Source organism: Prosthecobacter sp., assembly GCF_044222565.1.
Classification (GTDB): Bacteria; Verrucomicrobiota; Verrucomicrobiia; order Verrucomicrobiales; family Verrucomicrobiaceae; genus Prosthecobacter.
Map to the genome: position 1 here is coordinate 173,194 of NZ_JBGANA010000007.1, position 23,438 is coordinate 196,631.

The 23,438-nt window shown below is 60.2% G+C and carries 21 protein-coding genes and 1 tRNA gene; 11 read left to right on the forward strand and 11 right to left on the reverse strand.

What is annotated here, in order from left to right; all coding sequences use genetic code 11:
• Nucleotides 1-156: 156 nt before the first annotated feature.
• Nucleotides 157-2,178, reverse strand: a complete 2,022-nt coding sequence (locus tag ACILSR_RS12395) for an ATP-dependent helicase (protein WP_395750091.1) — start codon at nucleotides 2,176-2,178, stop codon at nucleotides 157-159.
• Nucleotides 2,179-2,285: 107 nt separating this feature from the next.
• Nucleotides 2,286-3,605, reverse strand: coding sequence for a S8 family peptidase (locus ACILSR_RS12400; RefSeq protein ID WP_395750092.1), 1,320 nt, complete (start codon nucleotides 3,603-3,605; stop codon nucleotides 2,286-2,288).
• A 113-nt stretch (nucleotides 3,606-3,718) separates the two neighbouring features.
• On the opposite strand from ACILSR_RS12400, the gene ACILSR_RS12405 reads away from it, so the two are divergent.
• Together ACILSR_RS12405 and ACILSR_RS12410 are read left to right on the forward strand one after the other, a co-directional pair.
• Entirely contained in the window at nucleotides 3,719-5,467 is a 1,749-nt protein-coding gene (locus tag ACILSR_RS12405; protein ID WP_395750093.1) for a sodium:calcium symporter, read from the forward strand.
• The gene (locus ACILSR_RS12410) at nucleotides 5,464-5,619 is read left to right on the forward strand and encodes a hypothetical protein (RefSeq protein ID WP_395750094.1); all 156 of its coding nucleotides are present in this window, start codon (nucleotides 5,464-5,466) and stop codon (nucleotides 5,617-5,619) included. The genes ACILSR_RS12405 and ACILSR_RS12410 overlap by 4 nt, the downstream gene beginning before the upstream one ends.
• On the opposite strand, the gene ACILSR_RS12415 is transcribed toward ACILSR_RS12410, so the two are convergent.
• The 3 genes from ACILSR_RS12415 to ACILSR_RS12425 form a co-directional block, all read right to left on the reverse strand.
• Nucleotides 5,620-6,600, reverse strand: coding sequence for a DUF3500 domain-containing protein (locus tag ACILSR_RS12415; protein ID WP_395750095.1), 981 nt, complete (start codon nucleotides 6,598-6,600; stop codon nucleotides 5,620-5,622). It abuts the gene before it with no gap.
• A 307-nt stretch (nucleotides 6,601-6,907) separates the two neighbouring features.
• Nucleotides 6,908-7,672, reverse strand: coding sequence for a 3-methyl-2-oxobutanoate hydroxymethyltransferase (gene panB / locus ACILSR_RS12420; protein ID WP_395750096.1), 765 nt, complete (start codon nucleotides 7,670-7,672; stop codon nucleotides 6,908-6,910).
• 11 nt (nucleotides 7,673-7,683) lie between these two features.
• The gene (locus ACILSR_RS12425) at nucleotides 7,684-8,211 is read right to left on the reverse strand and encodes a hypothetical protein (protein WP_395750097.1); all 528 of its coding nucleotides are present in this window, start codon (nucleotides 8,209-8,211) and stop codon (nucleotides 7,684-7,686) included.
• 116 nt (nucleotides 8,212-8,327) lie between these two features.
• Between ACILSR_RS12425 and ACILSR_RS12430 the strand changes: the two genes are divergently transcribed.
• From ACILSR_RS12430 to ACILSR_RS12445, 4 genes are all read left to right on the forward strand, one after another.
• Nucleotides 8,328-8,546 (forward strand): hypothetical protein, encoded by a 219-nt coding sequence (locus ACILSR_RS12430; protein WP_395750098.1) that lies wholly within the window; start codon nucleotides 8,328-8,330, stop codon nucleotides 8,544-8,546.
• Between the two features lie 110 nt (nucleotides 8,547-8,656).
• Nucleotides 8,657-10,003: an MFS transporter gene (locus ACILSR_RS12435; RefSeq protein ID WP_395750099.1), complete on the forward strand. Its 1,347-nt coding sequence runs from the start codon at nucleotides 8,657-8,659 to the stop codon at nucleotides 10,001-10,003.
• Nucleotides 10,004-10,028: 25 nt separating this feature from the next.
• Complete coding sequence (locus tag ACILSR_RS12440; RefSeq protein ID WP_395750100.1) at nucleotides 10,029-10,370, forward strand: hypothetical protein; 342 nt, start codon at nucleotides 10,029-10,031, stop codon at nucleotides 10,368-10,370.
• 102 nt (nucleotides 10,371-10,472) lie between these two features.
• Nucleotides 10,473-11,747, forward strand: coding sequence for a hypothetical protein (locus tag ACILSR_RS12445; protein ID WP_395750101.1), 1,275 nt, complete (start codon nucleotides 10,473-10,475; stop codon nucleotides 11,745-11,747).
• 9 nt (nucleotides 11,748-11,756) lie between these two features.
• Here ACILSR_RS12445 and ACILSR_RS12450 read toward each other — a convergent pair whose 3' ends face one another.
• The 6 genes from ACILSR_RS12450 to rpmE all read right to left on the reverse strand — a co-directional run bounded on the left by ACILSR_RS12450 (nucleotide 11,757) and on the right by rpmE (nucleotide 17,578).
• Nucleotides 11,757-12,473: a heavy metal-associated domain-containing protein gene (locus ACILSR_RS12450; RefSeq protein WP_395750102.1), complete on the reverse strand. Its 717-nt coding sequence runs from the start codon at nucleotides 12,471-12,473 to the stop codon at nucleotides 11,757-11,759.
• Nucleotides 12,474-12,580: 107 nt separating this feature from the next.
• Nucleotides 12,581-12,838 carry a YHS domain-containing protein gene (locus ACILSR_RS12455; protein WP_395750103.1) on the reverse strand — a complete coding sequence of 86 codons (258 nt, stop codon included), beginning with the start codon at nucleotides 12,836-12,838 and terminating at the stop codon, nucleotides 12,581-12,583.
• Nucleotides 12,839-12,889: 51 nt separating this feature from the next.
• Nucleotides 12,890-15,037, reverse strand: coding sequence for a multicopper oxidase family protein (locus tag ACILSR_RS12460; RefSeq protein WP_395750104.1), 2,148 nt, complete (start codon nucleotides 15,035-15,037; stop codon nucleotides 12,890-12,892).
• Between the two features lie 569 nt (nucleotides 15,038-15,606).
• Nucleotides 15,607-16,095 (reverse strand): hypothetical protein, encoded by a 489-nt coding sequence (locus tag ACILSR_RS12465; protein ID WP_395750105.1) that lies wholly within the window; start codon nucleotides 16,093-16,095, stop codon nucleotides 15,607-15,609.
• A gap of 52 nt (nucleotides 16,096-16,147) precedes the next feature.
• Nucleotides 16,148-17,227: a peptide chain release factor 1 gene (prfA, locus tag ACILSR_RS12470; RefSeq protein WP_395750106.1), complete on the reverse strand. Its 1,080-nt coding sequence runs from the start codon at nucleotides 17,225-17,227 to the stop codon at nucleotides 16,148-16,150.
• Nucleotides 17,228-17,320: 93 nt separating this feature from the next.
• Nucleotides 17,321-17,578 (reverse strand): 50S ribosomal protein L31, encoded by a 258-nt coding sequence (gene rpmE / locus ACILSR_RS12475; RefSeq protein ID WP_395750107.1) that lies wholly within the window; start codon nucleotides 17,576-17,578, stop codon nucleotides 17,321-17,323.
• 177 nt (nucleotides 17,579-17,755) lie between these two features.
• Between rpmE and ACILSR_RS12480 the strand changes: the two genes are divergently transcribed.
• From ACILSR_RS12480 to ACILSR_RS12500, 5 genes are all read left to right on the forward strand, one after another.
• Entirely contained in the window at nucleotides 17,756-19,579 is a 1,824-nt protein-coding gene (locus tag ACILSR_RS12480) for a sulfatase-like hydrolase/transferase (protein WP_395750108.1), read from the forward strand.
• A 71-nt stretch (nucleotides 19,580-19,650) separates the two neighbouring features.
• Complete coding sequence (locus tag ACILSR_RS12485) at nucleotides 19,651-20,070, forward strand: hypothetical protein (protein WP_395750109.1); 420 nt, start codon at nucleotides 19,651-19,653, stop codon at nucleotides 20,068-20,070.
• 121 nt (nucleotides 20,071-20,191) lie between these two features.
• On the forward strand, nucleotides 20,192-21,619 hold the full coding sequence (locus ACILSR_RS12490) for a hypothetical protein (RefSeq protein WP_395750110.1): 1,428 nt from the start codon (nucleotides 20,192-20,194) through the stop codon (nucleotides 21,617-21,619).
• 89 nt (nucleotides 21,620-21,708) lie between these two features.
• A tRNA-Leu gene (locus ACILSR_RS12495) sits at nucleotides 21,709-21,792 on the forward strand.
• Between the two features lie 645 nt (nucleotides 21,793-22,437).
• Nucleotides 22,438-23,130 carry a hypothetical protein gene (locus ACILSR_RS12500; RefSeq protein ID WP_395750111.1) on the forward strand — a complete coding sequence of 231 codons (693 nt, stop codon included), beginning with the start codon at nucleotides 22,438-22,440 and terminating at the stop codon, nucleotides 23,128-23,130.
• Nucleotides 23,131-23,438: the final 308 nt, after the last annotated feature.

A 23,438-nucleotide genomic window follows, 5' to 3' on the forward strand; every position in this document is an offset into this window, starting at 1 on the left:
AGTGCGCCCAAATCCGGACGCGGCAAAGAGCGGATGGATGGCTAGACTTGGTCTAGTGTCGCTGGCATGGGGCAGGATAACGAAAAACGGAAAGATGCTCAAAGGCGGAGCTGATGAGATTGAAAAGCTGGCAGCAAAAGCCGCGAATCGCCCTTCCTACCACCCGCTCTTCACATTCCACACCTCCACCAGATCCTTCGGCAGATCGGAGATAAATCGTGAAGGCCGCATCATGATGTCGCCATCGCGGGCCTGGTGGTTGATGACGGGGTAGGTCAGGTACAGCTCATTCTTCGCGCGCGTCACGGTCACATAAAAGAGACGGCGTTCCTCCTCCAGTGCGGAGTCGCCGCCTTCATCGATGGCGCGTTTGTGCGGAAACATGCCGTCCGCAAGCCAGACCGCGAAGACGACGTTCCACTCCAGGCCTTTGGCCTGATGACCGGTGGTGAGGGTGACGGCGTCACGCTCCTCCTGCTGCCGCTGCGCGGGGTTGTTGTCCGTGTCCACGCCACTGAGGAGGCTGAGCTGGCTGAGAAATTCGAGCGGGTCGGTGAAGCGGTCGCTGAAGTTGCTGAGCTGTTCCAGGTCCTGCTGGCGCTGTTCGTAGTTTTTAAACTTCGCCTTCATGTAGTCCTCGTAAACCCCTTCGGTGATGCTGCGGATCATGAGCGCCGGCGCCGTGGTTTTCCCTTCCTTGTCGATGAGTTCATCGAGCGTGTAGGCAAACTGTTCCCAGGTGGATTTGGCCTTCTTCGGCACCTTCAGCTGGAGCAGGACTTCTGAGAAGCTGCCGCTCATGGTCTCCGCCTTCGCGGCATCGGACTTGAGCCACTCCTGCCAGAGCTTGGCGGCACTGACATTACCGATGCCTTCGACCAGCCTGACCATCCGCATGAAGCTCACTTCATCCTGTCGGTTCACCGCGAACTTCATGAAGGCGGCCACATCTTTCACATGCGCCTGCTCAAAGAACCGCAGGCCGCTGGTGATGTGAAACGGTATGCCCCGCTGAGTGAGCTCCATCTGGATTTCCATGCTGTGGAAATGCGCCCGGTAGAGGATGGCGATGTCATTGAGCTCGGTGCCCTCGTCCAGCAGTTCCAGGATGCGCTGCGCCACGAAGGATGCCTGCGAGCTTGAACTGTCGAGCGCCACAAGCGCGGGCAGCACGCCCTTGGATTCGCGCGCAGGCAGCAGCTTCTTGGGGATCTGCCCGCGGTTCATGGCGATGGCGGCATTCGCGAGGTTCAGCACCTCCGGCACGCTGCGGTAGTTCACCTCGATCTTGTGCACCCGTGCCCTGGGCCAGTGCTGGTCAAACTCAAGGATGTTCGAGACATCCGCCCCGCGCCAGGAGTAGATGGACTGGGCATCGTCCCCCACCACCATGAGGTTTCCCTGCGGTCCGGTCAGCAGTTCCACAAGGCGGCATTGCAGACCGTTGGTGTCCTGATATTCATCGACGAGGACAAACTCAAACTGCCTGCGGTAGCGCTCCAGCAGGTCTTCGTTTTCCTCCAGCAGCTGCACGGTCAGCGTCAGCAGATCGTCGAAGTCCATGCAGTTCGTCTCACGCTTCTTCTCCTGGTAGAGCTTGCGCATTTTCAGAATGCCGGACGCCACCTCTTCAAAGTAGGGATAGCGTGTGTGGATGATCTCCTTCAGCTCGCAGAGGGTGTTGTCTGCCAGGGAGAAGATGTCTCCCAGAACCTCGGCCTTTGGGAATCGGTAGGTGGTGGTGTCGATGCCGCTGGTGCCCAGCACGGTCTCCATCAGGTCCTTCTGATCTTCACGATCCATGATGGAAAAACCTTTGCGGTAGCCCAGACGCTCCGCGTTGTAGCGCAGCAGCCGGTTGCCTATGGAGTGGAAGGTGCCGCCCCAGATGCGGCTGGCATCTTGCGTCACGAGCGCCTGGACGCGCTCCTGCATCTCGCGCGCGGCCTTGTTGGTAAAGGTCAGCAGGAGGATGGACTCCGGCTGAATGCCGTTGTCCAGCAGCCACGCCACCCGATAGGTCAGCGTGCGAGTCTTGCCGCTGCCCGCGCCGGCAATGACCAGCGCCTGTCCCGGAGGGCTCGTGACCGCCGCATGCTGCTGCTCGTTCAGCTCCGCCTTGTAGTCGATGCGGGTGCTGGGTTCGTGCGTGCTGTGCAGCGTGTAATTGCGGGCCATGGGGGAAGTAGGGTCAAGAGGTCAAGAGGTCAAGCTCGCTACGCGGTCAACGGGGCAGGAGTTGTTGGAAACGTTGCTGCCTTGACCTCTTGACTCGGCTTTGACTTTTACTTCGGCAGCTGGATCAACCCCGCCCCCACCGCCGTCGCCGGGGCCTTCAGCGGCTCGGCCGTCCTCGTCAGCAGAGGAATGATGCTGGCACCGCTGTAGCCGCGGCCCAGGAGGTAGGCCACGACGCCGCTGGTGATCGCGGTGGCCTGGGAGGTGCCGCTGCCGATCACAAATTTGCCATCGGAATAGCCGGAAACGATGCCCACCCCAGGCGCTACAAGCACGAGTCCCTGGCCCGAATTGGAAAAATAGGCCTGCGTGCCGGTGGCATCGACCGCGCCCACGCTGAGCACGCCGGGGATGCCCGCAGGAAATGAAAGCGCCGTTTCCTGGCCGTTGCCAGCAGCTGCCACGACCACGATGTTGCGGCTGGTCGCATAACGCACCGCTTCATCGAGCACCGGAGTATCCCCTTCGGCGCCGAGGCTGATGTTGATCACTCGCGCGCCCAGGTCCGCGGCCTTGATGATGGCGGAGGACACCATCGCGGTGTTGCTGTTGCCGTTGGTGTCTGCCACACGGATGTCCAGCAGCTTGGCGGAAGGGGAGACCCCGCCCACAGTCGGGTCATTCCCCGCGATGAGCGAGGCCATCGCCGTTCCGTGGCCATTGAAGGCGCTGCCATCATTCAGCATGTCATAATGAGTGACCTGCACATTGGCCAGCGAGGGATGAGCGGTGACGCCGGAATCAATGATCGCAACGGTCACTCCCTGGCCCCAGCCGGAGCGGTCTCCAGCGGCCCCAATGGCATCCAGCCCCTGGCTGCGGAAAGGCTCCCGACCGCCTGCGTTTGCGGTGTCTGTCTGAGCAGCCGGGGCTGGGAGTCTCGGGATTCTCGCGATGAGATTTGGGCCGATGTAGCTGTAGTCCGCCGCATGTGCGTTCAGCTCGCCCTCCAGCGCCGCCGGAGTGCGGAAACGCACGCGGGCCATGCGCAGTTTGGGGTCATAGCCCAGTAATTCGAGCCCCAGCGCGGCGGCGCGGTCTCTGAACGCGGCCAGAGCCTCGACGCTGCGAAAGGTGAGAAGCGCCTCATTTGGCATCGAGCCCGGCACATTGAGCGTGGCGATGGCAGGAGAGGCCGTGGTCGGCGCGGTGTCATCGGGAGCGGCGGCCTTCTTCGGCTCGGCGGCAGGGGTGGGCGGCATCGTCGCGGGATTCACTCTTTTCCCGTGATTCAGCTGTTTCGTGTGCGCGAGTTCCGCGGCCAGGGCGGACTGTTCTTTGGACTCATACATCAGCCATGCCACGGAGCCTGCCATGAGCAGCAGGGCGGCGGTGAATGCAATGACGGGCAGACGGCTGGTGCGCATTAACGTTGGGCAAACCTCGCACATTAACTCCATGGTGCGAGCTCTATTGAACGCTGCGCACTTTCTCAAACTGCCATCTTGTCGTCACTACGCGCACTGCCTACCTTCGGCCCATGTCGCAGAAGAAAGAATCCTGGAGCTCACGTCTGGGCGTCATCATGGCCGTCGCGGGCAGCGCGGTGGGACTCGGCAATTTTTTGCGGTTCCCCGGACTCGCCGCGCAGTATGGCGGCGGTGCATTCATGATGGCGTATGCGATTTCATTTTTGATCATCGCGCTGCCCATCGGCTGGGCGGAGTGGGCCATGGGGCGTTATGCCGGAAGCCGTGGCTACCATTCCGCACCGGGAGCCTTTGCCATCATCATCCAGAAGCCGTGGGCAAAGTATGCGGGTGTCATTGCCGTGATCATCCCGGTCGTGATCTACCTTTATTACGTTGTGATCGAGGGCTGGTGCCTGGGCTATGCGGTGAACTTTTGGTCCGGCCGCCTCGATTTGCACGATGCGCAGGGAACCGTGGACTACTACAACGCCTTCACCGGCGCGGCGGCGGATGCGGCTTCGCTGGAGTTCAGCATGGACAAAACCTTGCCGTGGCTGCTGCTGGTGTTCGTCTTCAATTTCTGGCTGATCTATCGCGGCCTTTCCGCTGGAATCGAAAAGATGTGCAACTTCGGGCTCCCGCTGCTCATCGTGCTGGCCATGGTGGTGCTGGTGCGCGTGCTCACGCTTGGCGCACCGGATCCCGCCCGTCCGCATGACAATGTCGGGAACGGACTCGGCTACATGTGGAACCCCAGCAAAGTACAGGTGGTGCCGACCGCGCCGGGCGCTGATGCAAAGCCACGCGAAGTCGTGGGCTCAAAGGCGATTGCCGAGGCTGAAGCCGAGGTGGCGGCCAGCCATGGAACTCTCGCTTTGAAAACCACCTCTCCCTGGATGCAGCTGGCGAATCCCAGTCTCTGGCTCGCGGCGGCGGGACAGATTTTTTTCAGTCTCGCCGTGGGCTTTGGCATCATCATTGTCTATGCCAGCTACATGCGTCCGAAGGACGATGTCGTGCTCAGCGGGCTCACCGCCAGCAGCGCGAACGAATTCTGCGAGGTGGCGCTGGGCGGGCTCATCACGGTGCCGGCGGCGGTAGCCTTTCTGGGGGTGGCCGGGATCGCGGGTCAGGCGGGCGTGGGCCTGGGTTTCAAGGTGCTGCCCCTGGTGTTTGCCCGCATGCCGGCCGGAGCGTTCTTTGGCGGCGCGTTTTTCTTCATGCTGTTCCTCGCGGCCATCACCAGCTCCATCGCCATGCTGCAGCCTGGCATCGCCTTCCTCGAAGAAGCGCTCGGGGTGGGCCGGCGCATTTCAGTGGCCCTGCTCGCGTTTCTCACCACGGCAGGCACCAGCCTCGTGGCTTATTTCACCCGTGACTTGAAAGCGCTCGACACCCTGGACTTCTGGGGAGGCACCTTCCTGATCTTCACGCTCGCCACGATTCAGATCATCGTATTTGGCTGGGTGTGGGGCATTGACCGCGGCTTTGCCGAGATGAACAAGGGTGCGGCTTTTCCTGTTCCGCGCCTGTTTCGACCGATCGTCCGCTGGGTTTGCCCGGCCTTTTTGCTCACGATTTTCGCCATGTGGCTCATGAAGGAAGTGCTGGGCATCGACCTCGTCACCTTTCAGTCCGGCGCGGCTTCATCCTATGTCACGGATCTCATTGGCCGTGACGCGAGGCTGCCGGCCCAGCTCAGCATCGGTCTGCTGGCCGCGCTGCTCCTTTTCTTCCTGTTCTTGGCGGCACGCTCCAAAGCCTTCCGGCGCGCTGAGCAGGGGTTGGACAATCACTCAGACAAATCACACCTATGACCACTTCAGGCCTCATCGTCATGCTGCTGTCTGTCGGCACTGTCACCCTCTTGTTCGGCTGGTGCGTGGTCAAAGTGCTCACCACCCCTCATGAGTCCGAAAAGATTCATGGCGTGGACCTGCACGAGCCGGACCGTGATTCGGAGGGCTGATCAGACGGGCAGGTGGAAATAGCCGTGGATGTGCGGGTAGCCGCGGAAGTACCAGACAAACTCGGGGCTTTCGATTTGCCAGGTGTCCCACACCTTGTCTTCGCCGATGTCGAATTTGCCGCCGTAGCAGGAGACAAATACGCGCTCCACCAGCTTCTTGTCCTCGATGGTCTTCATCGTCGCGGCTACATCATCCGGACGGAAGCACACCAGCATCTGCCGCATGGTTTCCAGCAGTTTGGCCTGCTGATCTTTGCTCAAGTCCGCGCCACAAATGCCGGGAAGGTCAGTCTTGCGTTTCTCGATCACCTTGGCCGGATTTTCTGGGCGCGGCTCCATGCCTACCAGGATCTTTTCCCGCTGTTTGCCGTCCAGCGTCTGGACAAATTCATTGAAGAGAAGGCCCTGATACCAGAAGGGATTGCCTTCGTGGTCCTTGGACTCGTTGAAGGCTTTGGCGAAGTTGCCATAGAAGATGGGCCTTCCTCCAAAGCCCAGCCCCCGGTCCGTGGCCGCATGGCAGCGGCGCGTGACGTGGTGGCCAGTGTAGATGAACTCAAAGTCCTTGTCCTCCGGCGTGCCAAAGAAGCCCACGGAGGGCGTGTTTTTGATGTTGCCCATCAGGTCCTTCTGCACCTGCCAGTTCATCTTTTCGCGGTGGTCAGGGTGATGAAATGACTCGAAGATCTGGCGCACCAGATCCTGCTGGTCCTTGGTGTAGAAGGTGTGCAGGCGCTGGTCTGGGCAGATGTACCACCAGTTGCTCACAAATCCTCGCTTTGGATGATCCAACGGCAGCAGGATCTTTGCCCGCTGCTCCTCGGTCAGGCTCTTGTAGAACTGGACGGGCAGGGAATCCTTCTCGGCATTGACCGCGCGCAGGGAGGGGAAGGCGGTGAAAGCAGCCGTGGCGCCCAGCGCGCGCAGGATCTCGCGGCGGCTGACGAACTTCCCGTCGATGGGGGAGAGAAAAGTGTTCATCCCAGCATCCTCTCAGAGTCTTCCGGAAAAGACCAGCGGGATTTCTGGCGGCTCGGAACTTCCTTCATTTTGGACTCAAGGCCGACCGGCTGGATATGAAGCAGAATGCGCGGGGTTTGGTGGAAATGGACACCACCCCCACGGTCAGCCTCGAGATTTTGGTGGCTGTCCAGACTGGCGGTTGTGTGGTGATCAATGGTGAGGCCTCAGAGCGTGCCACCAACACGAACGGTGCAGGCACTGGCCCCGGCTGCCAGGTTCGTTCGCTTGAAAGTCACCCCTTGATCAGAGGCGGAGCGCTCTGCTGTCAGGCAGGCGTTTTCACATCCGCCATGTATTCACGCACGGCACGCAGTGTCTCGCCGGCCACGTCCGCGCGTGCTTTGGCAAACGGGGGGCGGAACCAGGGAAAGCTGCCCAGCAGGTCGGGCGTCACGAGTACCTGGCCATCCGTGCCGGCGCCAGCACCGATGCCGATGGTGCAGGCCTTGACCTGGCTTGTGATCCGCGTGGCCACGTCTGGCACGATGCTCTCCAGCACCATCGCCACGGCTCCTGCTTCATCCAGCGCCTGCGCATCTGCGATCAGATGATCGATGGACTCGGCGGTCTTGCCTTTCTTCTTGTACCCGCCCTCCTCCTTCACGCTCTGCGGCAGCATGCCGATGTGCCCCACGAACGGAATGCCGGCCGCGATGATGGCGCGTACTTGCGGCAGAACGCTCACACCTCCCTCCAGTTTTACGCACGCGGCACCGCAGTCCATCAGCTTTCTGGCATTTGCCACAGCCATCTCCGGCGTGGTGTAGCTGGCAAAGGGCAGGTCTGCGATGACAGGCGCGCGCGTCACGCCGCGACAAACGGCCGTGGTATGATGCAGCATCATCTCCATGGTCACACCGGTGGTGTCCGGCAGGCCAAGCACCACCATGCCGAGGGAGTCGCCCACCAGCAGCAGATCTACCCCGGCATCATCCAGCATGCGTGCCGTGGGATAGTCGTAGGCGGTGAGAACGGCCAGCTTGGTGCCGTGGGTTTTGTACGTGGGGAGTTCGGAAAGGGAGGTGAGCATGAACGGTCGAGTCAAAAAGGAGAGCGCACCTTCGTGCGCATGAGCAGGATGAAGGCAGTCAGAGGATAGAGCACGCCTAGAGCAACGCCGATGTAGCCCGAAGCGAGCGTGATGTTTCGCGTCGTATTCAGCATGTCCGGGTTTTTCACCTGCTGCAGTGTGTAGGCCAGCGTGAAGGGCAGGGTGTAGCTGACGGTGAGCCAGCCGGTGAAGACGGCGGCTACGATGCCATAGAGAGCGCAGCCGATGGCGGCTTTGCGCGCAAGCCTGCTGGCGCGCAGCAGGCCCACGCCTGAAATGAACTGCGCCAGTGCGTAGAGCAGGCCCGGCAGAAAGAGCGTCCGCATGGTGGCGGCATAGCTGTCATTCCCGCGCATCATTTCCGCCATCAGTCCTGTCTGTCCTTCGAGCGGAGCAAAGCACAGGGCCGCGTTCTTGAGCAGGCTGATGAGACCAAAGCTGCCAAACAGGATGTACAGGCCGCCAATGATCTGAAGCAGGGCGTTTGGCTGGGCGGATGACGGAGGGGAAGAATCCATGAATGCCGCACTAGGGCAGGCGCGGCATTCTCTGTCACGCTGAAAATCATGCGTGACATCTCAGAGCGCATGCGTTGAATATTGAGGCTGCCTGTTTTTACCCAGCCCGACCAACCATGAAAACACTGCTTACCCTCCTCGCCGTCACGGCTTCTCTGACCCTTAACAGCATCGCCGCGGACGCTCCCGTAAATTCGGAATGCCCCGTCTGCCACAAAGATGCACGCCTCATTTTCCGCAGCAACACAAAGGACGGCCGCGTCATTTTCGCCACGGCCGAGTGCAAAGAAAAATTCGACAAGACTCCTGGCAAATATCAGGTGAAGAAGAAATAAGCGGCCAGTAGCCTACCACGGGGCGGCTGACTCCCTCAGCCGCCTTTTCAAATCATCACTCCGTCCTTGAGTCGCTGGCAGGCTGACGCATAGACTGCCGATTCTCTCTCATGTCATCCAGCCTCACGGACACTTCTCTACACACTGCGGCGCTTGACCGTGCTCGGCGCAAAGCCTACTGGCACCTGCTGCCTCTGCTCTTTGTCAGCTACATGATCGCTTATGTGGACCGCCAGAATGTGGCGGTGGCAAAGCTGACGATGACCAAGGATTTGGTCGGCTTTGACAATGCGGTCATCGGTTTTGGAGCCGGTATTTTTTACATCGGCTACGTATTGCTGGAGATCCCCGGCACCCTCATGGTGGAGCGCTGGAGTGCGCGGAAGTGGATCTGCCGTATCATGATCTCCTGGGGCATGATGGCGGCGCTCACAGCGGCGGTGACCTCTCCCTGGCAGTTCTATTCGGTACGCTTCCTGCTGGGACTCGCGGAAGCGGGCTTTTTCCCAGGCGTGATCGTTTACCTCACCCACTGGTTTCCCAGCCGCGACCGCGCGCGCGCTCTGGCCATCTTCCTGGTGGCCGCCCCGCTGGCGCAGATCCTCAGCCCATGGCTTTCCTTCAAGCTGCTCAAAATTGGCGCGGATGCAGCCCATCCGCCGATCCTTGGCATGGTCGGCTGGCAGTGGGTGTACGTCTTCTGGGCGCTGCCCGCCATCGCCCTGGGGGCCATTGTCTTTTACAAGCTGGTGGACCGCCCCGGGCAGGCGGCATGGCTGACGGCCGAGGAGAAAACGGCGCTCGAAAGCGAACTCGAGCGCGAGCGCGGACTGACCACCAAGGGCAAACGCCTGACAGTGCTCGAAGCTCTGCGCAACCCCAAGGTGCTGATGCTGGCGCTGGCGTATTTTTGCATGACCACCGGCAGCATCGGCATGGAGCTGTTCATGACCAGCATCCTCAAGGACTGGTATAAACTGAAGGATGAAATGCTGCAGTGGCTCATCATACTGCCGCCCGCCGCAGCGCTGGTGGGGCAGCTCGTGGCCGGCTGGAGTTCGGACCGGTATAAGGAACGCCGCTGGCATGCTGTGGTGCCCATTGTCCTGGGAGCCGCCTCCATGGGCCTGCTGCCGCAGACGCAGGGCAGCCTGGTGCTGACGGTGATCTGCTTCATGGCCGCATTCACCGGGTTTAAGAGCTACATGCCCGCCTTCTGGGCTCTGCCGAGCATGTTCCTCACTTCTGCCGCGGCTGCGGGCAGCATTGGCCTGATCAACTCCCTTGGAAATCTCGGCGGCGCCTTTGGTTCCACGCTGCTTGGCACCGTGCAGACCATGACCGGGTCTTATGTGGGCGCCCTGTACTACATGTGCTGCTCCGCGCTTGTCTCAGCCTCCATCATCTTCGGCTTCTTCGCGCTGAGGAAGAAGGAGGCGGAATCAGATCGCGCCTGAAGCGAGTGATGCGCCTGCATTTCCCATGAAACCCGGCCAGCATAACAAGCCAGACCCGCCGCTGGAGCGCGATATCGCCATTCACATCTTCACCGCCTCGGCGGCCATGGTAGGCGTCTGCCTTACGGTCATCAGCATCGTGCAGACCTTCACCCGTTCCCACCTGGTGCAGACGCTGGTGGATGAGATCCTTGCCGTGAATGCCATGCTCTTTCTTGGCGCATGCTTTCTCTCCTACTGGGCGCTGCGCACTCGCAGCTCCAGGCGCATGCACCGCGTGGAGTCCGCGGCGGACGTCATCTTCCTGCTCGGCCTCTCTGGCACCGTCCTGGCCTGCGGCATGATCGTCTGGGCCGCTGCTGGCTGAGCGATTTGCTTCCTTTCTCGAAAGGGCGCAGTAGATTCCGCCAGCCTTCCTGATGCTCGGTGATAACTCACAGGGGCAGGCGAGGTTTACCAGTGACTGTCCATGCGCTCCACCCCCGAGGATTTCAATCACCTGCCGTCCGCGGATGACGAGTCTGGGAGGGGGACGCCCCAGTCCGCGCCCCCGCGAAGGGCGGATTTCAAAAAGAATCGTCCCACCGAGAGAATACCCGCCACACGCGGCGTGGCGCTCTCCCCGCCCGCCACGACTCAAAAGACGCCCAAGCTGCCGCCACTGCCGCAGCGCAGAGCTCCGGTCAAACGCCACGTCATCACGCATGTGGATGCCGCCATTCTTCCTGCGGGCACATGGCGTCAGCGCTGGGAGAAATGGGGCGGACGCTCGCTGGCCCTGAGCGTCGGCCTTCATGTGCTTATCCTCACAGCGGCGACGTTGATCGTGGTGCATCAGGTTACTGACCGGCAGCTGGACTTTCTGCCCGGCGGCGGCACCGTTCAGGGACAACAGGCGGAGCAGGCCCTGCTGCACAAGATTCAGCAAAAGAAGAACCCCTGGCTGAAGCAGCCAGTGCCGAATCGCAAGCTGACCGTGGCCAGCAGCATGAGCAAGGTGGTGCTGCCGGCGGATATGCCCGACCTGCTCGACATGTCGCAGACGCCCAAGCTCTCGAGCAGCAGCAGCAGCAACGGAGGCTTCGGCCTCGCGGGCGCGGGAGGTGGCGCTGGCAAAGGCCTGGGACTCGGCTCGCTGAACGGCCAGATGATCGGCCCTTTGTTTGGCCTGAACCTCAAATCGAAAAAACTCGCCGTGGTGCTGGACGTTTCTGCCTCCATGATGCCGCAGCTGGAGCGCGTGGTGAAAGAGGTGGACAAGGTGGCCAAAGGCAGCGTCGTCGTCCTGTATTTCGGCTGTGGCCTGGATGAGCCCAAGAAGCCCCTCGTCGGAACCAAGGTCTTCCGCACTTCCACCGTCGAGTTTGAAAAATTCTGGCGCATGGGGGGAGCTACCTTCATGGAAACCGCAGCCTACAAGATCAAGCCCAACGACCCCATCCCGAGCAAGGACCTCTTCCTCCAGCTCTCACGGCGTCCGCAGACCTACTTCATCCACAATGTAGGCGTCAGCTATGCCTGGCTGGCGCTGCTGAGCGATGAAGTGCGCAATGCCGACGGCTTGTACTGGTTCTCCGATTTCCAAGACACCGTGTCATTCAAGCAGGTGTCCATCGTGCTCGAAAACTTGAAGCGTCGGAAGCAACGTCTCTACATCCACTCCTACGGCAAAGGTCGGTCCTTTGAACTCATCAAAAACCAGCTCGTCATGCCCACCGACGGTGACTCCTACTCGGAGGAGTGAAGCGCAAAGTCAGGTCATCAAGGACGCGAGCGCCATCGCGAGCATAAGGCCGTCTTCGATAATGGTGACGGTGGACATCGGCAGATTGAAAACGGTGCCGAGGCATGCGCAGCGAATGCTCTTTTTTGAAGCCACAGCCCTTAGCACGCCCACGAGGCTTATGAGCATGATGACTGCCGCGGCCACATTGACTCCGCGCGGCTGCCAGTCTGCCAGATAGGCAAGGCCGAGGGCAATTTCGATGAACGGATAAACAAGACCATAGGCTGGCACAGCCTTCGCCACCAGATCATAGCTGCGATAGGCATCGCTGAAGCCGCGCAGGTCCAGCATTTTAAAGAATGAGAACGCGATAAAAAAGCCGCCCATGAAGAGACGCATGGACATCGCGGGATCAAAAATTCCGCGCGCGATGTTCGCCGCGGTGATGACCAGCAGCAGGTAACCCAGCAGGATGAGGAGCGGACGGTAAGTCTGAACGTTCTTCGCCGGCGCCGCCGGGGCATCGGGTGCCGGATCGGGCACGCGGTATTTGCCGAGAGGTTTCAGCCAGTCGTTGATCTCCTCGTTGCTCAAAGCCGAGCGTGTGGTGATGCGTGCCTCCTGCGGCTGGAGGGTGACTGAAGCCTGGATGATGTCCGGATGCTCGAGCAGACGCGTGGAGATCTTTTGGACGCAAGAGCCGCAAGAAAGGCCCGCAAGGGGGAATGTTTGAGGGAGTGACATGGTTGTTTGGGAATGGTTTGCCTTCATGTCGCCGTTGATGGCGCATCTGGCGTGGGCCGTACATGGCCGCCTGCGTGGGTGCGCAGGCGGAGGTGGGAGTTGAGTGGCTATTGAAGCTTGGCTAGATACTTGGAGGGATTGGCCTCAAATTTTTTGAGGCAGGGCTTGCAGCAGAATTTGATTTCCTGGCCGTTGTAAACGGTGCTTACGGGGCCGCCCATGCTGTTGAGGTCATTGCCCGTCACCAGGCAGACTTTGAGCGGATAAGGCTTGTTCCCGCCGGACGCTGAAGAGCCCGGAGTGCCCGCACAGGAGGCAAGGCCAAGGAGAAGTGTGAGGAGGAAGAGGCGTGTGTTGGTTTTCATGGGGCTTTATTGGGTGTGTTTTTGTTGCGTAGGTTCGATGGATTGCGTCCATCAAAAGCGGATGATGAGGCCGATGCCGGGGCCGTAGTCGCTGTGGTAGCTGGCGGAGAGAGAGAGATTGCGCATGAGCGTGTAGTCCGCCCCGGCGCTCCATTCCCAGCGGCTGCCGGTGTCGTAAAACGCATAGCCGGAGGTGCCCAGACGTGAGGTGAGCTGAAAGCGCTTGGAGATTTGAAAGCGGCCGTTGCCGTTGCTGTCCACGGTGAAGTCGGCCAGAAACATGAGCGGCAGACGGTAGTTGAATCCAGCGATGGCCCGGTTGCCTCCGCCGTGATTGGCAAAGCGGAAGCCTGCGTAGGCCTGGAAGTTCATGTTGAAGTAGCGCTGGTAGATGGAGTCCACTTCGTGCTCGGTGGTGGGCGTGCGTCTCCAGCCCAGTTCCCAGGAGAGGAGCAGGTTGTTCTTGGGATTCATCCAGGAGAGCAGGCCGGTGCTCATCTGCGTTTGCAGCGAGGCCGCGCCCCAGAGGTAGCTCATGTCATGGCTGTGCTCTCCAAGCTGCCCGTCGTGATGGTGGGAAGCCATTCCCGGAGTGGCGGCTGCCGACATATCCCGCTTCAGTCCGGCCGCATGGCCAAGGCTTTCCGCCGGAGTCGCGTGGGTGGGAGGGGAATCCTCATACCGAAAGACACGGGCCATGCCGCTCATCATATGGTAGAGAATGTGGCAGTGGAACATCCAGTCCTTGTCCTCGTTCGCATCGAACTCCACGGTGCGTCTGCTCATGGGGGGCACGTCCACCGTGTGCTTGAGAGGAGATCGCGCTCCATTGCCCACAAGCAGGCGGAAGAAGTGCCCGTGCAGGTGGATGGGGTGATGCATCATGCTGTCATTCACCAGCTCAAGCTCGATGACCTCGCCCTTCCTGATTTTTACGTAGGGATCTTCGGCGATGGTTTTGCCATTGAAGCTCCAGATGTAGCGCACCATATCGCCAGTGAGGTGAAGCGTGATTTTCCGATGGGGCAGCTTCGCGGGGAGCGTGGTGTCCTGCGTGGCCTTGAGCAGTTTGTAGGGGGAGCCGGGCCGAGCGAGCTTCAGGGGCGCACGGGGATCGCTCTCCTGCTCTTCCAGCGAAAGGGAGAGCATCTGGTCCATCTGATAGAGATTGGGGCGCGGCGGACTCAGGGCCGGATGGGGAACTCCCTGTCCCATCATGGCGGAGGCATGACCGCTGCCGTCCTGCGCCGTGGCACGCAGCTCATACTCACCACTGGCTGGGATGGTGATGATGAGGTCGTACGTTTCAGCGATGGCCATGAGAAAACGATCCACCTGAACCGGCTGCACGGGCGGCCCATCAGCCGCCACGATGGTCATCGGCCCCGCGCTGGAGGTCAGATGAAAATACGTCGCAGCGGCGGCATTGATGACGCGCAGCCGCACGCGCTCCCCGGGGCGTCCCTCAATGCGGGTCTGCCGCTGCCCGTTGATCAAGAAGGCAGCATAGCCGACGTCGGCGACATCCATGGGCACCATGCGGCTCCATTCGCGGCGGAAGTAATCCTTCAGATTGCCACGCTTCCAGGCGCCGAGAATGGATTGCGAATTGTGGCGCATAATGCCGAAGTAGTCGCTGCCTCGCATGAGCATGCGCATGACTTCATGCGGCTCGATGTTGGTCCAGTCAGAGAGGATGAGCACCTGCTCCCGGTCCGCCTTCACCGGCTCACCGCCGCGTGGCTCCACGACGATCCCGCCAAAGACCCCGCTTTGCTCCTGCAGATGCGTGTGGGAATGAAACCAATAGGTGCCGCTATGCCGCAGGGTGAACTGGAAGGTGTGCGTCTGTCCCGGCAAAATGGGCGGCGTGGTGACGTAAGGCACGCCGTCCTCCTTGTTGGGCAGCAGCAGGCCATGCCAGTGCGTGGATGTTTCTTCGTCTGGCAGATCATTGTGCACGCGGATGCGCGCGAAGTCGCCCTCTCGAAATCTTAACACGGGGCCGGGGATGGTGCCGTTGATGGTCAGGGCGCGGACTTTCCGGCCCGATGGGGCAAGACGTTGCTCAGAAATGTGCAGGTCGTATTCGACCACACGCTGTCCGGGGGTGGGAGTGCTGTGCGCGGAGGAGTCGCGGGCTTGCGTTGCAGCGGGCGCCATGAGCATGGCGCAGCCAAGGAGAAGGAGAGTTTTCACTGGAAATTTGAATCAGGTCGTTGTCACGGGAAACCACGTCCGGGACATGGATGTGCCTGTGAACTCAGGCGCACGATGCGCGGACACAATGCGTGTGTGTCGAACCTGTCTTCAAGTCAGCAAGGAGCAGAACAGCACTGCGAGACGGACGTGCGTCCCGGCAGGAGTGTGTTCATCCAAAGCTGGCCGTGTCGTGCGGCCCTGAACGGCTGAGAAAAGCCGGGATGGCGGAGAAGCCGTGCCGGTCTCCATCCAAAGGATCTGCGGCAGAAGGTCGCGTCCGACTGCTGGAGGCTGGCCGCTGGAACTGGGCTGCGGAGTTTCCCCGGCATCGCTGATGCAACCACAGGCCGCTGCACAACAGGGCATCGTGCAATGCTTCTCTGTCGAAACCCCACAAGCAGAAGCAAACAGAGGCGCTGTCTGCGAAAGCAGCAGCACCACGGTCATCAAAGCCTGAAGAAGCGTTTTCATCGACGTAATCTGGATACGTCACTCGATGCCTGCCTTCAAATTTATTTTTTGCTGAGAATGTGCGGCAGTTGGCGCCTGATGAGCCGTGGATGCCCTCAGCGCACCGGCACAAAGCGCACGATGTTTCGGTGATACACCTCGCATTCTTTCTTGTGCATCCAGATGCTAAACCAGAACAGGAAGGCTCCAAAGATCACGACCACGAAAACGGCCAGCCTGCCTTTCGGCGAGCGCGTCATTGCCAGCGCAGTGGCGCTGCACAGGGACATGAGGTAGTAGGGCCAGGACCAGTCTTTGCGCCGCTGTGTCTGCTCCTGGATCAGCGGGGAGAAATCCGGCGAGCGTGTGGCGATGATGCGGGGCGTCGCCTTGTCCCGCAGATCGATGTAGGGCCACACGCTGGCGCAGGAGACGCAGATGACCCCCAGCGCGAGCATGCGGCACTTCTTTTCGCCAAACAGGAAGGACACGATCAAAAACGTCAGCCCGATGCCCAGGCCATAGAGCGGCAGCGGCTCCAGCAGCAGGTGCAGGTACTCGGGGTCGCAGATGCTCTGCCAGAGAGTGGTGAGTTCGCGCCACATGAGAGGGGAAGGCGGATGCTGAATGACGAATGCCGCAGGCGCAAGGGCTTGCTTAGTTCAGCCCGGCCTCGGCCAGACGCTCCTTCAGGTCACTGGCCAGCAGGGACTGCAGGATCTGCTCCACACGGCCTTCCATGAACTGATCGAGGTTGTACAACGTCAGCTCGATGCGGTGATCGGTGACGCGGTTCTGCGGGTAGTTGTAGGTGCGGATCTTTTCTTCACGACCGCCGCTGCCGATGAGGCTTTTTCGGTTGGCGGAATACTTCGCCGCTTCTTCCTGCTGCTTCTTTTCCAGCAGGCGTGAGCGCAGAATGCTGAGGGCCTTCTCCTTGTTCTTGATCTGGCTGCGGCCGTCCTGGCAGCGGACGATGGTGCCGGTGGGGATGTGCAGCACCTGCACGGCGGAGTCCGTGGTGTTCACGCCCTGACCGCCCGCGCCGGAAGAGCGGCAGACTTCGATGCGGACTTCATCGGGCTTGAGTTCGAAATCGACTTCCTCGGCCTCCGGCAGAACGGCCACCGTGGCGGCGGAGGTGTGGATGCGCCCCTGCGCCTCCGTGGCAGGCACGCGCTGCACGCGGTGCACGCCGCTTTCGTACTTCATGACGCGGTACACATCTTCGCCGCTGATTTTGACGATGACTTCCTTCAGGCCGCCTACTTCGGAGGGGCTGCTGTCCAGAGACTCGATCTTCCAGCCGCGGCCTTCCGCAAAGCGCGTGTACATGCGCAGCAGGTCGGCGGCAAACAAGGACGCCTCATCGCCGCCAGTGCCGGCGCGGATTTCGAGAATGATGTCGCGCCCTTCCAGGGGATCGGGCGGCAGGATGGACTCCTGGATGGCTTTTTCCAGATCCACCAGCCGCTGCTCCAGCACGGGGATTTCGGCGGCGGCCATCTCGGCGAACTCTTTGTCCTCCTGCGACTTGGCCATGACCTTGCTCTCGGCCAGTTCTGCCTGCGTTTTCTGAAACGCATCCCAGCTTGTGAGCAGGTTTTGCAGGCTGCGGTGTTCGCGCAACATGTCGCCCGCCTTCTTGGCATCGTCGTAGAAATTGGGGCGGCCGATGATGTCTTCGAGATCGGCGAAGCGGGTGCGTTTGCCGGCGATGACGCCTGAGTAGTCCATGGGAAAGAAAGGGAAGGGTGGGCAGAGACAAAAAGAAAACGGTGCCCAGCACGAGGCATGGGCACCGTTTGGCTAAAAGGAGGGGGCTGTGAGCTAGGCTTCGGCAGCGGCAGGAGCAGCGGCTTCCAGTTTTGGAGCCGTGCGGCGGGCGCGGATGGAGCCGTAGCGCTGCGCGAACTTGTCCACGCGGCCGGCGGTGTCGATGAAGCGCTGCTCACCGGTGAAATACGGATGGCAGGCGGAGCAGATGCCGATACGAAGGTTCGGCACGGTCGAGATCGTGTTATACACAGCACCGCAGGTGCAGGTGATGGTCGTCTCGGAGGTTTTGGGATGGATGTTTTCTTTCATGGTGGTGGGTTCCACGTGGTCAGGCGAGGCGCGGAATGCAGCTTTCGCCAGGGCGTGGGGGTAAGCAGAGTAATTGATTTTGGGGGTTGGTCAAGGGGGAGGGAAAGGGAATGCGGAGTTGCGGACCGTACACTGTTTGATAGCTCGGACTTTTCTCCCGCGTTACCGCGCACAACCATGATCCACCGCCTCTGTCTCTTCCTCGCCTGCGTCTTTTTTTCCCAGCTCCAGGCCGCTCCGCCGAATGTGGTGGTGATGCTGGCGGATGACTCGGGGTGGGGGGATTACTCGATCAATGGAAACACCAATCTCAAGACGCCCAACATCGACGCCCTGGCGAAATCTGGCGCTCGCTTTGACCGCTACTTCGTCTGCGCCCTGTGCGCTCCCACGCGGGGTGAGTTCCTCACCGGGCGCTACCATTCCCGCGGCGGGGTCAAGGGAGTGTCCACGGGCCTGGAGCGGCTGAACACCGATGAAAAGACCATCGCGGACGCCTTTCTCGCCTCGGGCTACTCGACGGGGGCGTTTGGGAAATGGCACAATGGCAGCCAGTGGCCGTACCACCCGAACGCGCGCGGGTTTCAGGAATACGTTGGCTACACCTCCGGGCACTGGGGCGAGTACTTCGACCCGCCGCTGGAGCACAATGGCGTGATGTTTCGCGCCAAAGGTTTCATCGTCGATGTGCTGGTGGGAAAGGCGATGGAGTTCATCGAAGCCAACAAGGCCAAGCCCTTTTTTTGCTACATCCCACTGACCACGCCGCACTCCCCCTTCAGCGTGCCGGATGAGCACTGGAACAAGTTCAAAGACTCGCCTGTGGCCCAGCGTGGCGAGGAAGGGGACAAAGAGGACCTGGCGGTTACCCGCACGGTGCTGGCCATGATGGACAACATCGATGTGAACGTGGGGCGCGTGCTCAAAAAGCTCGACGATCTGAAGCTGAGCGATAACACCATCGTGGTCTATTTCAGCGACAACGGCCCCAACAGCTTCCGCTGGAACGGCGGCATGAAGGGCAAAAAAGGCGTCACCGATGAAGGCGGCGTGCGCTCCGCGCTCTTCATGCGCTGGCCGGGCAAGATCAAGCAGGACACGCTGATCACACCCATCGCCGGGGCGATTGATCTGCTGCCCACGCTCACGGCACTGGCCGGGGTCAAACCCGTCAGCACCAAGCCGCTGGACGGCTGGGACTTCTCCACGCTGGTTCTCGGCGGCGAATGGAAGCTCGGCCCGAGGGAACTCATGAACTACAACGGAGGCCGCCTCAGCGTGCGCACCCAGACCCACCGCCTGGATGCGAACGGCGGTCTGTTTGACATGATTGCCGATCCCAATCAGACCAAGGACATCGCCGCCGAACAGCCCGAACTCGCCAGTAAACTCGCCGCCAGAGCCACCGCATGGCATCAGGAAGTGTTTGGCAAGCCCTATGCCCCAAAACCGGCTGGCGCGAAAGGGAAGGGGCAGGGGAAAACGAAAGGAAAAGCCCCCGGTGCCGAACCCTTCGAGGACAACCGCCCTTATCCCGTGGGCTACACCGAATTTCCCATCACCATGCTGGAAGCCCGCGATGGCGCCCCGTACGGCGAGGTCAAGCGCAGTTCCAGCGCACCAAACTGCTCCTACTTCGTGAATTGGAAGACCAATGAAGATGCCATGACCTGGGACATCGACGTCCACACTGCGGGTGATTACGAGGTCACGATCGACTACGCCTGCCCGGAGGCGGATGCAGGTTCCACCGTGGAGCTGAGCTTTGAAGGCGGCACCACCTCCGGTAAGGTTACGCCCGGCTGGTTCCCCCGCCTGCTAGACGATCAGGACCGTGCTTCGCGCAAAGGCGAAAGCTATATGCGCGACTTCCATACCCTCTCCCTCGGCACCCTCAAGATGCCAGCCAAACGCGGACTGCTCACCCTGCATGCCTTGGACGTCCCCGGCCAGACCGTGATGGAAGTGCGGCGTGTGACTCTGACGCTCAAGACGAAGTGATTCATGGCATGAATCATGATGTCATTCTAAGCTGCCCACCCATGGGAAAAATCCCTCCGGCACCAACCATAATGAAAACATCCCGCGTCATTTGTCTGCTGCTCTCCACCTTTCTCATCACCGCCTGCGGCTCCGTCGCCCCTGCTCCCAAGAACGCACCAGCCATTGTGATCGGCGCAAATGAAGAACGGGAGTGTGGGCAGGGAGTGGTGCGGTTTCCGGCGGGGATTTATGTGGCGGATGTGGTGTCTGTGAAGGGGACGTATTATCTTGCACCCCAGAGCATTAGGACGGTTGGGGTGCTGCTCGGGAGGAGCGAGAGAGGGGGGATATTTGTGTCGAATTCAGCAGGAAATCCGCAGGCGGCCTGGTTTGGCGACACCTCGGATGTGGGCAGCGACAAACCTGGAACTTTGTTTGGGGCCATCGGGATCAACGAGCCAAAACTGTGGCCCTACAGCCCTCGGATTCCCTTTCAGGTGCAGAAATAATTGGGATTTCCCACTCCGCAGCGGGGGGACTCCCCCCAACTGCGTTCGTGGTCTGTAAGGACTTTGTCATGGACAGGGTTTTTATTGCGCGTCATATTATAAAAACTATAATTCGACGAGTATGAACAGCCGTCTCATCACTTGGTTAGTCGTCTCCGCCGTCCTGCTGGCGGGGGGGATTGCCGCTTTCAAGGAAGGATGGCTGAACGGCTGGAAGATGCGCCTGAGTGAACTGATGACCAGCCCCGGCGCCCAATACAGCGCCGCCAAATTCCGCCTCGATTTGGTGGACCAGTTCAACTACTCCCGCATGGCGAACAAGACGCCCACGCTCCGGGTGGATCCCGAAATGGAGGCCTGGCTGGACAAGGAGTTTCCCAAGATCGACACGACCGATCTCAATAAGGTCACCGAATTGGTGCAGGACGGCATGCCCCGCTACTACCGGGTCTCCGTATGTTCCGCCAGCAGCCCGAGCCTGCGCGAGCTGCTGCAGCGCTTCCACGAGTATGCGCACCGTGCCCAGCCGGAGATGACCCACATGGCCATCGCCCTGAGGCCACGTGCCAGCGGACTGATGCATGAAGCGCTGCTGGTGCTGGGCCAGCGCCTGCGGGATTTCACGCCCGAAGCCCTGTCTCAATCAGGCGACGAACCCTTTTTCAGCACCTGCGTCCACTGCAAGCAGCCGCACTTCATGAAGCTCTCCCGCGCCCAGCGCAGCATGGCGCTGGAGTGCCCGAAGTGTCACCGGAAGTATGCTGTCATCGCCGCGGACAGCGCCGGACGTTTCCATTATGTGAACGAGTTTCTGACCGGCTATGCACCGCCGGCGGTGTTTGCCAAAAACCAGTCCCGCGTGCAGCAGCTTTTCACCATCTGGTCTGCCGTGCATGCAAACTGCCGGTACACCAACGACCCGGGGGCCAAGGCGGGCAGCAGCTTCGCCAAGCCGGAGCAGACGGACTGCTGGCAGTTTGCCGATGAGACACAGCGGCTTCAGCGCGGCGACTGCGAAGACTCCTCCATCTTTCTGGCAGACTGGCTGATGTCTCGCGGCTTTCAGGTGCGTGTGGCCCTGGGTCGCTACGGAGATCTCGGAGGCCATGCCTGGTGCGTGGTGAAGATCGACGACAAAGAATACCTGCTGGAGTCCACCGAAAGCCGCCCGGACCCGAGCGATCCGCCTCTGGCCAGCCGTGTGGGCAGCCGCTACGTCCCCGAAGTGCTGTTTGACCGCTTCGCCATCTACGTACCCACCAGGGCCACCCCTTCATGGAAGGGCGACTACTGGTCTGCCAATGCCTGGACCCGGGTGGAGCCTCGGGCTGAACTTGGGGGGGATCCCATCCTCGCCCGTGCCCCGGCAGGCGGGCTGGTGAAAATGGGCACTCAGAATCTGCTCGAATCCGGCGCCGCTCCTGATGCCTCGCGCCTGAACCGCGGCGGCTTTGCCAGCCCAGCATCCCCCACCTTCCTCAATTTGGGCACCATTCCTTCGGGCTCCAAAGACTGGCGCCAGTCCATGGTGCCTTTGCGGACTCCCTGATCGTTTTTCACGCTGCAAATATTTGGACTGCCAAATGCCTTGCAATCGCTGTGCGATCTCGCTATCTAAAGGGACCTTCTTTGAGACATGCCGGCGTGGTGAAATTGGTAGACGCGCTAGACTCAAAATCTTGTATCCGTGAGGATGTGTCGGTTCGAGTCCGACCGCCGGTACTCAAAGAAGCTACAGCAGGGTTTTTGAGAGGGGCAAAAAGCCCACGAAAAAAGAGGCGGAAAAAATCCTGATGGCAGTTTGATGGCAGTTTTGGAAGGCTCCCTCCAAGAGGGTCACTATCACACCTGCAGGGCAAACTTTGTGCTCATAAACCGCATTCCACCCCTCTTTCTACCCACGGTGCGTGTGCTTTTTGATTTGCAGAGGGCTGGCCTCATGCCAAAGCTTCAGGCACCGCATGCTTGTTGATGTCGCCAAAGCGTTTTGAACGCTTGGGAGACAGAGGGACATGTTCAGGGTAACCCACGTGCGATTCGATAGGCTTTCTCGACGGGGGAGGGCACGCCTTCGGACGGGTCAATAAAACTTCATACACGGGATCTCCGAAAATGGCTGCTAGAAGAACAGCGAAAAAGACTCAACCTAATCGCTCAAGGCAAAAACGAGCGCGCTGGACTTGGAATAGGCAATCCAAGTATGTCTTAGACTGCCTGCGCGAATTTGTCGCGACGGGGAAACCCCTTCCTAGAAAAATTCTTCCCAAGTATGATTATGCAGTCGAGCAGATCTTGGCGTGGTATCAAGAATGGGTAGTCCAGCGTAGCCGAATTGATAAGCAATCGAACTCAGTAGCCGCTAAGGTCATGAAGAGCTTAGCGGCGCAGGTGGGTGGCAAGGTGGTCGAGAAATGGTATCGTGAAGCCAGAGACCGGAGCCGTCGTGAGTTTTTCGACTGCGTGATGCGCACGGTGCTTGTCACGCGTGGTGGAAGCGTTTCCAATGACCTCAATGAGGCAGTCATGATTCGAGCCATTGTGGAGGAGCCGATGACCATCGATTCCGATAGTGCTGTGTACGAGTGGTTTCTTGAGTCGATGCAGCAACGACGTTCGAGTTTCCTACTCGACGTAGCTGCGGATATGAAAAACTACGATGAGCGCGCCGACAAATTGGACGTAAATCCTCTGCTGCTTGAAGTTGCTAGTCATTGGGTTGATTGCCACTGCCCCATGTGGCTAATGAGCAGAAAGGCCATCTTAAAAGCAGCGAAGGCCTTTGCTCCTGGGAATACTGGTTGGAGCGAAGAATCGCTCAAGCGAGTGTTGCGCGATGCTAAATTGAGTGGGAGCGCCAAGCGACCGATTGAGGACGTTGTGATCAAGAACGGCGAGATCGCGGGGTTTTACGTTAATGCCGACGTGATCAGTGGCACTAAACCGACGCTGGTGTTGTTCAATCCAAAGGGGGCATCGAAGACGCTGCGATATTTCATTGTCCCTAAAGCCTCCGAGAAGCGCGAATCGGTGGTCCGAGTTGGCCGACGCGGAAAGACATAACGAGCCCACATCAGGGGGGGGCTCCGGAACGAGGACGGCGGCTGAATTAGCGAATGAGCAAGGGGCGGTTTTCTCAGGAAAGTGACCCTCGTTGCGTTCGAAGGAATGGTGATTATCCCGGCGTCATGAACACCGAAATCACCGAATCAAACCTACATCACCGCCAGCGCACGACGTCGGCGATACCATCCACTTCACGTCCTAACGCTTGCACCGCCCACCCATCCCATCAGCCGGAATTTATACGGCTGCCACGAGCTGGCAGTCGATGCCCCTGGACAAGTCTCAGTAGGGCGAGCTTAAACACA